Genomic DNA, 13,377 nt, shown 5'->3' with positions numbered 1-13,377 from the left:
GTTGTGGCCCGGGGGCCTATTCGAGTACCACTTCAAGGTCGAGGTGGCACAGCCTGCGATAAATCTCTTCCTTGCGTTCTCGCACTGCGTGGTTCTGCGGTAACAACTCACAACAGCTATGCAGGAGGTGCAGCACTTCAAGCGCAAGATCAGGTTCCCAGGCGTGCACACCTGAGTTCTGCAATTCTTGATCGAGGGATTCCAGTTGGGTCTTGGCCAGCTCGTATTTCTTGGCCATGAAACACAACCGGGCCAAACTGAACTGCCAGAAAAACCTTACGCGGCCACCATGGGCGCGTTGCAGTCCTTGCTTGAGAATCTGTACCGCGGCCTTGAGGCCGTCCTTGTGCAGAATCGGCATGACCTCTTCCAGCGCCTCTTCCCAGGCGAGTTGGCCGGTGTTGGTTTCGACCTTGCGCGGCGCACTGGTGGTTTGCAGATGGGGCATGACGTTGGCGCTGATCCAGCTGCGGGTAGCCGGGTCGGCGAAGGGCGCGCCGTCGTGAAAACGCAGCTCGACAACTCCCGGCAACCGCTGCAGCAACAGCGAGAGTTGAATTTCCACTTCACGCATGGCGAAGTCAGCGTTCAATCCCTGCAAACACTCCCAAGCCATGCGCTGGCCGTCGAACCAGAACGGCGCTCGGGCCAAACTGGCTTCGAGCTCCACCAGCAGGTCGGCGTACTGTCCTTGCGCGTAGCTTTCCTGGTAGGTTTTCAACTTGTCCGCGGGCAACCCGCGCAAGGCGGTGATCTGCTCGGCATTGCGCTCGGGGACGCTGTCGATAGGCAGCCAAAGCAGCGTGCGGCTGAGGCGCAGAGCACGCAGGTCGGTGGCCTTCTGACGCAACCACCAGGCACACAATGGACGAGCACTTTCCTGCTGCGCGCGCAGGGCTTTATGGGCTTCTTTTTCGTTATCGATGGGCGAACCGGGGGTAAACAGCTGGGTCGCGGCCTGCTTGACTTGGGCCACCGCCGCACCGACCGCGCCGGGTTCTGGTTGATTATCGGCGGCGCGCTGGACCATGGTCGCCAGTCGTCGGCAAATCGGCAGCAACAACGGTGCGCCATCGCCCAGGTGTTGCGTCAGCGCAACGTCCAGCCCCTCCAGGTACTCGACCAAGCGGCGAAACAGCGGAAGCTGCTCCTTAATTGGCACGTTTTCGCTCAGTATTTGCTCAAGACGCGGTACCAGCCAACCGATGGCGGCAGCCCGGGTACGCAGCTTGATCGGGTAAATCTGCTCCCAATGCTGGTCGCACAAGTGGTGCAGCAGACCGAGGCCGGCTAACAGGCCCTGAAAGGACTCACGTTGATACAACGCCCAGGTCAGCCATGCGGCGATCCGCAGATCCTTGGATTGAGTACGTAACAGAGCTTCGCTGTTTTCGAGAATTTTCAGCCAGTCGATTTGCCCGCTTCCGTGCATGGATTGCGCTTTGCCCAGCTCACTCTCCAACGCCTCATATTCGTTTGAAAAACGAATGTCCTCGCCCGCCAGGCTTTTTGTGGAAACAGAGCACTTGGCAAGTTCAAGGTAATGGGCGGACAGTTTGCTTGAGTAGGACATCCATGGCCTTTATCAGGATTACAATTAATACAGAATTCGAAATTGCCGAGAAAGGGACAATATCGAAGATCAATTTGAGTCTTTTGCTCTTTCAACAGACAAATATCGCATTCACAACGATGACAGTTGACGAGCAACGCATTTAACAAGCAGAAATATCTTATTACTTGTAGAAAACACCCTGCATCAAGCAACAAGCTCTTCTAACACCCAACCACTCAGGTATCGCCCCACCCCACCGCCAATCCAATGACGCAGCAACTTTTTGTAGAATTGATCACGAGGTAAAGTAGTTGCGCAGAGTAAAGAGGACAAACACTGAGGTATGTAGGATTTATCCTAGAAATAAACACTTTGTGCGCACAAGATATTTCACGGAACCCCATAAGAAAAACCCTGAAACAAAGGCACTTCGTATATGATCGGCCAATAGTCGAATACGTAACCAACCAAATCAGATAACGATACGCAGGCATTTTCAATACCTGCACACTCAACCGCCATACCCGTAATATCCAGTAAACCTTCACCCACAAAAAATGGGCACCCAACCTGATTGGCGTGCCCATCTTAAATACCGCTCTCCCGCTACTTTGGGAGTACGCATCCGTTATGGATTGACGCTGTCTTTCAGCGATTTGCCTGGTTTGAAGGCAACGGTGTTGCTTGCCTTGATTTTCACAGGCTCACCGGTTTGCGGGTTTTTACCGGTGCGGGCGCCACGGTGGCGTTGCAGGAAGGTGCCGAAGCCCACCAGGGTGACGCTGTCTTTACGGTGCAGAGCGCCTGTGATTTCTTCAAGAACGGCGTTGAGCACGCGACTGGCTTGTTCTTTGGTGAGATCAGCTTTTTCAGCAATGGCGGCTGCGAGATCTGGTTTACGCATAGTGAAGCCTCTTTGACGGTTTTTTGTTGTTATGTCCGTGCTGTTCTTCCGGAACAGCGCCCAAGGCGCCGCAGGCTCTACTCTGCGGCAGACAGCAGTGAGAATGGCATGCGGGCAAGGGCGGCGCCAGCCTGCGCGCGACCTTTGTAGTGGCAAAAGTGTGTTGAATCCGACAGAACGACCGATATTTATGCCAGCAGCGCTGGAAGCTCCCGGTTTAGAGCGAGTTTTTCCATCACGGCGCTGCCGGTCAGTGCATAGCCCAGCAGTTTGCCGCTGGCGTCACGGCACAGCGCCTTGATATTGACGCCCTCACCTTCAACCGTCCAGACACCTTCCGAGCCCCGTGGCGGTGGCGAGACGACCAACGGGCAGACCGGTGTTTTCACGGTAATCGGCATGGGGCCATAGCTGACCACGGTCGGGTTGCCGGCCAGGGTCTGGGCCAGCGCACGGGCGCAACTCATCAGCGGCATGACGTACAGCAGGTTCAGCCCGTCGACTTCGGCGCAGTCGCCCAGGGCGTAGATATTGGCGTGGGACGTTTTGAGATGACGGTCGACCACGATGCCGCGATTGACGGCCAGGCCAGCGGCCGCCGCCAGATCGATGCGCGGGCGCAGGCCAATGGCTGAAACAACGACATCGCAGGGGATGACCTCACCGTCGCTGAGGTGCGCCTCAAGCCCGCCTACCGTGCGCTGCAGGCGGTTGAGCACCGGCCCCAGGTGGAAACGCGCACCCAGGCTTTCCAGCCCGGCTTGTACCGCGGCAGCGGCGGCTGGATGCAGCAAAGTCGGCATCACTTGTTCGCACGGCGCCACCAGTTGCACCTCGTAGCCACCAAGGATCAGGTCGTTGGCGAACTCGCAGCCGATCAGGCCGGCGCCGAGCAGCAATACCCGGCGCTTGCCGGCCGCCGCGGCGCGAAAGCGTGCGTAATCTTCGAGGTCGTTGATCGGGAAAATCGCCTCAGGGGCATCGCCTTCCACGGGCACCCGCACGGTTTCCGCGCCCCAGGCCAGGATCAGGTCGCGATAGACCAGCGCCTCTTCGCCGATCCACAGGCGCTTGTGGCCCGGATCAATGCCGCTGATGCGGGTATGGGTGCGTATCTCGGCCTTGAGTTGCTCGGCCATGGCACCGGGTTCGGCCATGCTCAGGCCGTCGGCGTCCTTGTTTTTGCCAAAGCCGGTGGAGAGCATCGGCTTGGAGTAGGAGCGACCATCATCTGCGGTAATCAGCAGCAGCGGAGTTTCGCCATCGAGTTTGCGAAACTCCCGGGCCAGGTTGTAGCCAGCCAGCCCGGTGCCGACGATCACGACAGGTGCGTTCATCCCTTTCTCCTTTTTGTGTTCCATGGATTTAAAAGCTGCGATCAACCGATTTCGATCATCTCGAAATCCATTTTGCCGACGCCGCAGTCCGGGCACAGCCAGTCTTCGGGCACGTCTTGCCACTGGGTACCGGCCGCGATGCCGTCGTCTGGCCAGCCGTCAGCCTCGTTGTAGATCAGGCCGCAGACCACACATTGCCACTTCTTCATTACTTGTTTCCTCAGATTCCAGGCTTTTTCTGGCACGCACAGTCTATAGGTAACGCCTCGCCGTGTGGCTCAGGGCGTTTTGTACTGATCGGGATCAATAGATGCAAGCACGTTCGACGCGCGGGCCAGACCCGATCAGGCTCAATCGCTTATCAACATGGTAAGCTCGCCGCCTCATTTGCTGCCAATAATGACTCACTGTGCCGCACTCTACGCCCCTCACCCCTGCCCCTGTCTGGCTGCCCCAAAGCCATCTGACGCCCCTCCCCGACGCGCAAACCCTCGACTGGTTGTTCGATGAAGGCTCGCTGACCCGCCGCCTGACCCGGCTGTCGGATAACGGCTTCAGTGTCACGCCACTGTTCGAGGGCTGGCAAACGCTGCGCGCCGACGAATGCACCGCGCTGAACCTCCCCCCGGAGAGTCAGGGCTGGACCCGCGAGGTGTATTTGCGCGGTCATGGCCAGCCGTGGGTCTTTGCCCGCAGCGTGGCGGCGCGCAGTGCCTTGCAGGGTGGCGGGCTGAATATGGACGAACTGGGCAGCCGTTCGTTGGGCGAGCTGTTGTTCTGCGATCAGGCGTTCCAGCGCCGCGCCATCGAGGTCTGCCACTACCCACTCCAGTGGCTGCCCGTCGAGTCCCGGGCTCCCGGGCTTTGGGGGCGTCGTTCACGTTTTGATCGGGGTGCATTGAGCGTGTTGGTCGCGGAAATATTCCTCCCGACCCTTTGGCTCGCCGCGAGCGCCCATCCGGAGAACTGCTGATGTACCTGAGCCTGCTCAAATCGCTGAATCGCCTGAACCCGCGCGCCTGGGACTTCATTCAGCTGACCCGCATGGACAAGCCGATAGGCATTTACCTGTTGCTGTGGCCGACCCTCTGGGCACTGTGGATTGCCGGCAAGGGCTCGCCATCGCTGAGCAACATCGTGATCTTCGTTCTTGGTGTGGTGCTGACCCGCGCTGGCGGTTGCGTCATCAATGACTGGGCCGACCGCAAAGTCGATGGCCATGTGAAGCGCACCGAGCAGCGGCCGCTGGTCAGCGGCAAGATCAGCTCCAAAGAGGCACTGGTGTTCTTTGCGGTGCTGATGAGCGTGAGCTTTTTGCTGGTGCTGTGCACCAATTCGACGACTATCTGGTTGTCATTCGGCGGGCTGGCGCTGGCGGCCAGTTACCCCTTCATGAAGCGCTACACCTATTACCCGCAAGTGGTGTTGGGCGCGGCGTTTTCCTGGGGAATGCCGATGGCGTTCACCGCCGAAACCGGCAACCTGCCGGCCGCCGCCTGGCTGCTGTATATCGCCAACCTGCTGTGGACCGTGGGTTACGACACTTATTACGCCATGACCGACCGTGACGACGACCTGAAGATCGGCGTGAAATCCACGGCGATCCTGTTTGGCGATGCGGATCGGGCGATCATCCTCACCCTGCAAGGGCTCGCGCTGGGTTGCTTGCTGCTGGCAGGCGCACGCTTCGAGCTGGGCGGCTGGTTCCACCTCGGGCTTGCGGCGGCGGCGGCGTGTTTTGCCTGGGAATTCTGGTACACCCGAGACAAGGACCGACTGAAATGTTTCCAGGCCTTCCTGCATAACCATTGGGCTGGGTTGGCGATATTTGTCGGGATCGTGGCGGATTACGGGCTACGTTGAATGTGAGTCCTGACAGGCGTCAGGGCTGACGCCTTCGCGGGCAGCCTCGCTCCTACGGGTAAGAGCAAGGCTTGCAGGTGGCGCAGATCAACTACTTCTGGGTCATGTGCCAGACACCACCTTTGCCGTCACCCATTGCGTCTCCCGGTTTTGTGTCCATTTTATAGGTGTACATCGGTTTGCCGTCATGAGCCCATTGCATCATGCCGTCGTCACGCTTGATGATCGTCCACTTGCCTTCGGCCTTGGCACCCGCCGGGGCCATCATCGGCGGCCAATTCTTGGCACAATCAGCGTTACACATCGACTTGCCGCCTGTGTCCTTGTCGAACGTGTACAAGGTCATGCCCTTTTGATCGACCATCATGCCGTTTTTCATCATCCCCGGTTCTGCGGCAAGTGCCAGCCCCGGCAGGACTAGTGCAGCAGTCACCAACAGGGCTTTCCAGGAAACAGTGCTGTGAGACATAGAAACCTTCCTTTTGTGGTTGTCAGGAGTCGGACTTAGAGCTTAGTTCAGGATTGCGCTAATCGCCGTAGCACTGAAATACCGCCACACGACTGCAATAATTCCGCTATCCGGTGCGGCGCAAGACAGTTAAATGACAAGAGGATTCAGCATGGTTGGCAGGAGCATTCTGATTGTTGACGACGAAGCGCAGCGGCCCTGAAGCCTGCGATCGCATTTCGTCAGCACACTGCATCTATAGGTTTTGCGACTGCTGCGCCCGAGCACGGACCGGCCGGCGGGAGCTCTCGCCACATGGAAAGAGCTCGACCAGAGAATTTGCGGTGTTTGGGCTGACGCTTCGCGGGCAACAGCCTCGCTCCTACAAGAATTGTGTTATTCCTGCAGGAGCGGGCTTGCAGGGGATCGACCTCAGGACTAACCCGAACTATTCAGGTTTGGCAACGTGCCAGGCGCCGTCCATTTTCCCTTCACCCGTCTTGTCACCAGCCTTCTTGTCCATGACGAAGGTGTACAGCGGCTTGCCGTAGTAGGCCCATTGCATCTTGCCATCAGCGCGTTTGATCACCGTCCAGTCGCCCTTGGACTTGTCGGCACTGGTGGCCATCAGCGGCGGCCAGTTGGCGGCGCATGTGTCATTGCACATGGACTTGTCAGCAGTGTCTTTGGCAAAGGTGTACAAGGTCATGCCCTTGTGATCAACGAGTATTCCGCCCTTTGTCATCGCCGGATCGGCAGCGAAAGCCAGCCCCGGCAGGACTAGTGCAGCAATCACCAAGAGGGCTTTCCAGGAAACAGTGCAGTGAGACATAGAAACCTTCCTTTTGTGGTTGTCAGGTGTGGGAGTTAGAGCTTAGTTCAGGAACACGCCGATTGCTCTTGCACTAAAATACTGTCACACGACTGCAATAATTCCGTTATCTAATGCGGCGCAAGACAGTTAAATGACAAGAGGATTCAGCATGGTTGGCAGGAGCATTCTGATTGTTGACGACGAAGCGCCTATTCGCGAGATGATCGCCGTTGCGTTGGAAATGGCCGGCTACGACTGCCTGGAAGCGGAAAACTCCCAGCAGGCCCATGCCATCATTGTCGACCGCAAGCCCGACCTGATTCTGCTCGACTGGATGCTCCCCGGCACTTCAGGCATCGAGTTGGCCCGGCGCCTCAAGCGCGATGAGCTGACCGGGGATATCCCGATCATCATGCTCACCGCCAAGGGCGAAGAGGACAACAAGATCCAGGGCCTGGAAGTCGGCGCCGACGACTACATCACCAAACCCTTTTCCCCTCGTGAGCTGGTCGCCCGTCTGAAGGCCGTACTGCGCCGCGCCGGCCCGACCGATGGCGAAGCGCCGATCGAAGTCGGTGGCCTGCTGCTCGACCCGATCAGCCATCGCGTGACCATCGACGGCAAACCCGCCGAGATGGGCCCCACCGAATACCGCTTGCTGCAGTTCTTCATGACCCACCAGGAGCGTGCTTATACCCGCGGGCAACTGCTCGATCAGGTCTGGGGCGGCAATGTGTATGTCGAGGAGCGCACTGTTGACGTGCATATCCGTCGTCTGCGCAAAGCCCTCGGCGATGCCTATGAGAATCTGGTACAAACCGTACGTGGCACCGGCTATCGCTTTTCCACCAAAGGCTGAGCCGCACTTACCCGCCGGACAAGCTGACAAGGACGCATGTTTAATTGAACCAAAACTGGCATGGCACCCTGATACGCCACATGCTGCTTCTGATCACCGGCTGTTTGCTGATCGGTTTGATCAGCGGTTATTACGGCTGGAGCCTGGCCATTGGCCTGGGGGCCTATCTGGGTTGGACGCTCAAGCAGCTGTTGCGTTTGCACGAATGGCTGCGCCTGCACAAACCCGACGACGCCCCGCCCGACGGCTATGGCCTGTGGGGCGAAGTGTTCGACAACATCTATCACCTGCAACGCCGCGACCAGCGGGTGCGCGGGCGGCTGCAAGCGGTGATCGACCGGGTTCAGGAATCCACGGCCGCGCTGAAAGACGCGGTGATCATGCTCGACAGCGACGGCAACCTGGAATGGTGGAACCGCGCCGCGGAAACCCTGCTCGGCCTTAAAACCCCCCAGGACAGCGGCCAACCGGTGACCAACCTGGTACGCCACCCGCGCTTCAAGGAATATTTCGAGCAGGAAAACTACGCCGAACCGCTGGAAATCCCCTCGCCGACCAATGATCGCCTGCGTATCCAGCTGTACATCACCCGCTACGGCAACAACGAGCACTTGATGCTGGTGCGTGATGTCACCCGCATTCATCAACTCGAACAGATGCGCAAAGACTTCATCGCCAACGTGTCCCATGAGCTGCGTACGCCGCTGACGGTGATTTGCGGTTACCTGGAAACCTTGCTCGACAACATCGAAGAAGTGAACCCGCGCTGGACCCGCGCCTTGCAGCAAATGCAGCAGCAAGGTGGACGCATGCAGACCTTGCTCAATGACTTGTTGCTGCTGGCCAAGCTGGAAGCCACCGACTACCCGTCGGATAATCAGCCAGTGTCGGTGGACAACCTGCTGCTATCGATCAAGAACGATGCTCTGGCATTGTCCGGGCAACGCAATCAACGCATCACGCTGGAAGCCGATTCTTCGATTTTGCTCAAGGGCAGCGAAGCCGAGCTGCGCAGTGCGTTCTCCAATCTGGTGTTCAACGCGGTGAAATACACCCCGGCCGAAGGCAACATCCGCATTCGTTGGTGGGGCGACGAACAAGGCGCGCACCTCAGCGTGCAGGACTCCGGCATTGGCATCGACAGCAAACACCTGCCGCGCCTGACCGAACGCTTCTACCGCGTCGACTCCAGCCGCAACTCCAATACCGGTGGCACCGGGCTGGGGCTGGCCATCGTCAAACACGTGTTGCTGCGCCACCGCGCGCGGCTGGAGATCAGCAGCGTGCTGGGCCATGGCAGCACCTTCACCTGCCATTTCGTACCCGCCCAAGTCACGAAATCCAGGGCCGGCAGCCTGACCGACTAGCTCTACAATGACTGACCACTAGGCAATCACCCTGTCAGCCGCTACATTGGCTGACTTGGGCCTGCCTTTCAGGCTCGGCAATCCTCTTTCTTTTCGAATATACGGAACCCGCAAAACTCCACCATGGACCCTTCCCCTAGTTTCACCCTCGCCTCACTCTTCGCCGATTTCGGCATGATCCTTTTTGCACTGATCCTGGTTTTGCTCAACGGCTTCTTCGTTGCGGCCGAGTTCGCCATGGTCAAACTGCGCTCGACCCGGGTTGAGTCCATCGCTCACACCAATGGCTGGCGCGGGCAGATCCTGCGCACCGTACACAGCCAGCTCGACGCCTACCTGTCTGCCTGCCAGCTGGGTATTACCCTCGCTTCCCTGGGCCTGGGTTGGGTCGGTGAGCCGGCGTTCGCGCACATTCTCGAACCACTACTCGACGCCGTCGGCGTACATTCCGCTGAAGTGGTCAAAGGCGTGTCGTTCTTTACCGCCTTCTTCATCATTTCCTACCTGCACATTGTGGTCGGCGAGCTGGCCCCAAAATCCTGGGCGATTCGCAAGCCCGAGTTGCTGTCGCTGTGGACCGCGGTGCCGCTGTACCTGTTCTATTGGGTGATGTACCCGGCCATTTACCTGCTCAACGCCAGCGCCAATACCATCCTGCGGATCGCCGGCCAGGGCGAACCCGGCCCGCATCACGACCACCATTACACCCGTGAGGAACTGAAACTGATCCTGCACTCCAGCCGTGGCCAGGATCCGAGCGACCAAGGCATGCGAGTACTGGCCTCGGCCGTGGAAATGGGCGAGCTGGAGGTGGTCGACTGGGCCAACTCCCGTGAGGATCTGGTATCGATCGAGTTCAACGCTCCGCTCAAGGAAATCCTCGCGCAGTTCCGTCGCCACAAGTTCAGCCGCTACCCGGTCTACGACACCGAGCGCAATGAGTTCGTCGGTCTGCTGCACATCAAGGATCTGCTGCTGGAACTGGCCGCGCTGGACCACATTCCCGAGTCGTTCAACCTCGCCGAACTGACCCGCCCGCTGGAGCGCGTGTCCCGACACATGCCGCTGTCGCACTTGCTGGAGCAGTTCCGCAAGGGCGGCTCGCACTTCGTGCTGGTGGAAGAAGCCGATCGCAACATCATTGGCTACCTGACCATGGAAGACGTGCTGGAAGTGCTGGTCGGCGACATCCAGGACGAACACCGCAAGGCCGAACGCGGCATCCTCGCCTACCAGCCGGGTAAACTGCTGGTGCGTGGCGATACGCCGCTGTTCAAGGTCGAACGCCTGCTGGGCATCGACCTGGACCACATCGAAGCCGAAACCCTCGCCGGGCTGGTCTACGAAACCCTGAAACGGGTGCCGGAAGAGGAAGAAGTACTGGAAGTCGAAGGTTTGCGGATCATCATCAAAAAGATGAAAGGCCCGAAAATCATATTGGCCAAGGTGTTGATGCTCGATTAAGCGCAAGGCGGGCGAGCGCCTGGGATCTTTTGCTTTTAAACAGTCATTGCCTGCCCAACGCAAAGTTGGGCAGCGCCCCTACCGGTTGATTGAACTGAAACGGGATCGACACCAGCCCCAGTCCGGTATTGCGCTGCACCACAAAATGCAGGTGCGGCCCGCTGCTGTTGCCGGTGTTGCCTGACAACGCCAACGCGCTCCCCACCGCCACTCGCTGCCCCTCACGAACATTCACCGAGCCTTGCTTGAGGTGCAGATAGACGCCCATGGTGCCGTCGTCGTGCAGCACCCGGACAAAGTTGCCGGAAGGGTCGGTGCCACGCCCGGTCTGGGTATTTTCAGTCTTCACCACTATCCCGCCACGGGCCGCGATGATGGGCGTGCCTTCGGGCATGGCAATGTCCATGGCATAGCGACTCTTGACTGCGAAGTGACTGTATTGACCGTTGGCGCCCTGAGTCAGCCGAAACGGCCCGCCTCGCCAAGGCAGTGGATAACGATAGGCCTGCACCGCCCCTGAAGGGTCACCCAGCGAATAACGGAACCTTGGGGTGTAGACCAACGGCTTGTCGCCCTGCGTCGGCCGGTCGCTGTACGAGACCACGCCGCTGGCGTCGGTGGACTTGTAGATCGTCATGGCCACAGCCGATGTGGTGGCCATGAAAAGACTACAGAAAAACAACAATCGCGCGAGCATGGGCAAGGATCTGTCGACTAAGGCGTGCAAAGCAGCCTATCAGCTGTGATGCACCAGCGAAGTCGTCAGATGTTCCAGAACTGTGCGTTGATTCAGGGAGGATTGTGTTGAATTCAAGGCCGCCATATCGCGGGCAATCCGACTTGCCCGCGATAGACGGTCTGAGCGTCGGAATAGAGATCGATCAGACCCAAAAACGCTTATGCACCCGGCACAAAATGCTTCTGCGCCGTACCGCGAGCGATCAGTCGGGAAATGTAGTCGAGTTTCTGCGCGTCCTGGTCGACAAAGCGGAAGGTCAGTTGCAGCCAGTCGCTGTCCGGTTTCGGCTCGTGGGCGACGACCGCGTGCAGGTAGCCGTTCAGACGCGCCACTTCGGCGTTGTCGCCCTGCTCAAGGTCGAGCACGGCGCTGTCGAGGACTTGCGGCAGGGTGTCGGTGCGTTTTACTACCAGCAGCGCTTCTTTGATGCTCAGCGCCTTGATCACACACTGTTGGGTACCGCTGGGCAGACGCAATTGGCCTTGACCACGACCGCCAGCCGAGGCGGCGGAAGCTACTGGCGCCTTGACCGGTGGGCTGTTGAGCAGGCCTCGAGCCGGCGCCTCGGCTGCAGGTTTGGCGAACGGGCTGACCGGGGCAGCAGCCGACGGAACCACTGCAGCCTTACCGCCGGTCAGCGCACTGAGGGAGTCGTTGCCGAACGCCGAGTTCATTTTGGTGGGGGCGCTGGAAAGCAAGGTGTCGAGTTTACCGACCTTGTTCAGGGCCTGTTTGACCTTGGTCAGCAACTGCTCGTTGGTGAAGGGTTTGCTGACGTAGCCGGAAACGCCGGCCTGGATCGCCTGAACCACGTTCTCTTTGTCGCCACGGCTGGTGACCATGACGAACGGCATGGCTTTGAGGTTGTCCTGTTCGCGGCACCAGGTCAGCAGTTCGAGGCCGGACATTTCCGGCATCTCCCAGTCGCACAGGACCAGGTCGAACGCTTCACGGGCGAGTAAGGCCTGGGCTTTCCTGCCGTTGACGGCATCCTCAATCCTGATGCCGGGGAAGTAGTTGCGCAGGCACTTCTTCATCAGATCACGAATGAACGAAGCATCATCCACCACCAACACACTTACCTTACTCATCGACCACCTCTTTAAAAAATCCCGGCAAGCATAACGCTCATCTGATGGCAATTTGCCAAAACTCTTCAGCCACGCCGGTACTTTTTTCGTTCGCGGGTGCTATGAATTCGAAAACCACAAACAAAAACGCCCGACCAAAAGGCCGGGCGCTTTTCTTGGGCAATCTTACTTATCGTCAGGTTTGCCCGGAACATTAGCGCTTTCAGCGCTTGTGCCTTCAACTTCTTCTTTCATGCGTTTGAGGCCCAGGTGACGCACGTCGGTGCCGCGCACCAGGTAGATCACCAGTTCCGAAATGTTGCGCGCATGGTCACCGATCCGCTCCAGCGAACGCAGGACCCAAATGATGCTCAAGACCCTTGAGATAGAGCGCGGGTCTTCCATCATGAAAGTCGCCAGCTCACGCAGCGCGGTCTTGTATTCGCGGTCGATGACCTTGTCGTACTGTGCCACCGACAGCGCCAGATCGGCGTCGAAGCGCGCGAAGGCGTCCAGTGCATCGCGGACCATGTTGCGCACCTGGTCACCGATATGCCGGACTTCGACGTAACCGCGCGGCGCTTCGCCTTCTTCGCACAACTGGATGGCGCGACGGGCAATCTTGGTCGCTTCATCGCCGATGCGCTCCAGGTCAATCACCGATTTGGAGATGCTGATGATCAAACGCAGGTCGGACGCCGCCGGTTGACGACGAGCCAGAATGCGCAGGCATTCTTCGTCGATGTTGCGCTCCATCTGATTGATCTGATCGTCGATCTCGCGCACTTGCTGAGCAAGACCCGAGTCGGCTTCGATCAGCGCGGTCACGGCGTCGTTGACCTGTTTCTCCACCAAACCACCCATCGCCAGGAGGTGGCTGCGCACCTCCTCGAGTTCGGCATTGAACTGCTGGGAGATGTGATGCGTGAGGCTATCTTTACTAATCATGGTTGGCGT

General features: G+C 58.8%; 14 protein-coding genes. 5 read left to right on the top strand and 9 right to left on the bottom strand.

Annotation, left to right across the window (positions count from 1 at the left end; genetic code table 11):
• Positions 1-16: 16 nt before the first annotated feature.
• The 4 genes from tssA to AC07O1_RS04350 all read right to left on the bottom strand — a co-directional run bounded on the left by tssA (position 17) and on the right by AC07O1_RS04350 (position 4,005).
• Positions 17-1,573 (bottom strand): type VI secretion system protein TssA, encoded by a 1,557-nt coding sequence (gene tssA, locus AC07O1_RS04365; protein ID WP_495088016.1) that lies wholly within the window; start codon positions 1,571-1,573, stop codon positions 17-19.
• A gap of 610 nt (positions 1,574-2,183) precedes the next feature.
• A complete protein-coding gene (locus AC07O1_RS04360) occupies positions 2,184-2,459 on the bottom strand; it encodes an HU family DNA-binding protein (protein WP_154860881.1) in 276 nt (91 codons plus the stop codon).
• A 188-nt stretch (positions 2,460-2,647) separates the two neighbouring features.
• Complete coding sequence (locus AC07O1_RS04355) at positions 2,648-3,796, bottom strand: NAD(P)/FAD-dependent oxidoreductase (protein ID WP_495088015.1); 1,149 nt, start codon at positions 3,794-3,796, stop codon at positions 2,648-2,650.
• 41 nt (positions 3,797-3,837) lie between these two features.
• Complete coding sequence (locus AC07O1_RS04350; RefSeq protein ID WP_495088014.1) at positions 3,838-4,005, bottom strand: rubredoxin; 168 nt, start codon at positions 4,003-4,005, stop codon at positions 3,838-3,840.
• A 200-nt stretch (positions 4,006-4,205) separates the two neighbouring features.
• On the opposite strand from AC07O1_RS04350, the gene AC07O1_RS04345 reads away from it, so the two are divergent.
• Positions 4,206-4,769 (top strand): chorismate--pyruvate lyase family protein, encoded by a 564-nt coding sequence (locus AC07O1_RS04345; RefSeq protein WP_495088013.1) that lies wholly within the window; start codon positions 4,206-4,208, stop codon positions 4,767-4,769.
• Positions 4,769-5,659 carry a 4-hydroxybenzoate octaprenyltransferase gene (gene ubiA, locus AC07O1_RS04340; RefSeq protein ID WP_494990936.1) on the top strand — a complete coding sequence of 297 codons (891 nt, stop codon included), beginning with the start codon at positions 4,769-4,771 and terminating at the stop codon, positions 5,657-5,659. The genes AC07O1_RS04345 and ubiA overlap by 1 nt, the downstream gene beginning before the upstream one ends.
• Before the next feature lie 91 nt (positions 5,660-5,750).
• Here the strand turns inward: ubiA and AC07O1_RS04335 are convergent, their stop codons facing one another.
• Positions 5,751-6,128 carry a COG4315 family predicted lipoprotein gene (locus AC07O1_RS04335; RefSeq protein ID WP_495088012.1) on the bottom strand — a complete coding sequence of 126 codons (378 nt, stop codon included), beginning with the start codon at positions 6,126-6,128 and terminating at the stop codon, positions 5,751-5,753.
• Between the two features lie 427 nt (positions 6,129-6,555).
• A complete protein-coding gene (locus tag AC07O1_RS04330) occupies positions 6,556-6,939 on the bottom strand; it encodes a COG4315 family predicted lipoprotein (protein WP_495088011.1) in 384 nt (127 codons plus the stop codon).
• A 151-nt stretch (positions 6,940-7,090) separates the two neighbouring features.
• Here AC07O1_RS04330 and phoB point away from each other — a divergent pair, with 151 nt between their 5' ends.
• The 3 genes from phoB (at position 7,091) to AC07O1_RS04315 (ending at position 10,611) form a co-directional block, all read left to right on the top strand.
• Positions 7,091-7,780 (top strand): phosphate regulon transcriptional regulator PhoB, encoded by a 690-nt coding sequence (gene phoB, locus AC07O1_RS04325; RefSeq protein ID WP_003176964.1) that lies wholly within the window; start codon positions 7,091-7,093, stop codon positions 7,778-7,780.
• 80 nt (positions 7,781-7,860) lie between these two features.
• The gene (phoR, locus tag AC07O1_RS04320) at positions 7,861-9,147 is read left to right on the top strand and encodes a phosphate regulon sensor histidine kinase PhoR (protein ID WP_495088010.1); all 1,287 of its coding nucleotides are present in this window, start codon (positions 7,861-7,863) and stop codon (positions 9,145-9,147) included.
• Between the two features lie 123 nt (positions 9,148-9,270).
• The gene (locus AC07O1_RS04315) at positions 9,271-10,611 is read left to right on the top strand and encodes a hemolysin family protein (RefSeq protein WP_495010461.1); all 1,341 of its coding nucleotides are present in this window, start codon (positions 9,271-9,273) and stop codon (positions 10,609-10,611) included.
• Positions 10,612-10,654: 43 nt separating this feature from the next.
• On the opposite strand, the gene AC07O1_RS04310 is transcribed toward AC07O1_RS04315, so the two are convergent.
• From AC07O1_RS04310 to phoU, 3 genes are all read right to left on the bottom strand, one after another.
• On the bottom strand, positions 10,655-11,308 hold the full coding sequence (locus AC07O1_RS04310; RefSeq protein ID WP_495088009.1) for a peptidoglycan DD-metalloendopeptidase family protein: 654 nt from the start codon (positions 11,306-11,308) through the stop codon (positions 10,655-10,657).
• Positions 11,309-11,508: 200 nt separating this feature from the next.
• Positions 11,509-12,441 carry a response regulator gene (locus AC07O1_RS04305; RefSeq protein ID WP_495088008.1) on the bottom strand — a complete coding sequence of 311 codons (933 nt, stop codon included), beginning with the start codon at positions 12,439-12,441 and terminating at the stop codon, positions 11,509-11,511.
• Between the two features lie 165 nt (positions 12,442-12,606).
• Positions 12,607-13,368 (bottom strand): phosphate signaling complex protein PhoU, encoded by a 762-nt coding sequence (gene phoU / locus AC07O1_RS04300; protein WP_494990943.1) that lies wholly within the window; start codon positions 13,366-13,368, stop codon positions 12,607-12,609.
• Between the last annotated feature and the right edge of the window lie 9 nt (positions 13,369-13,377).

Source organism: Pseudomonas sp. GW821-FHT07G10 (assembly GCF_059418545.1).
This window is presented reverse-complemented; position numbering and strand designations above follow the sequence as displayed.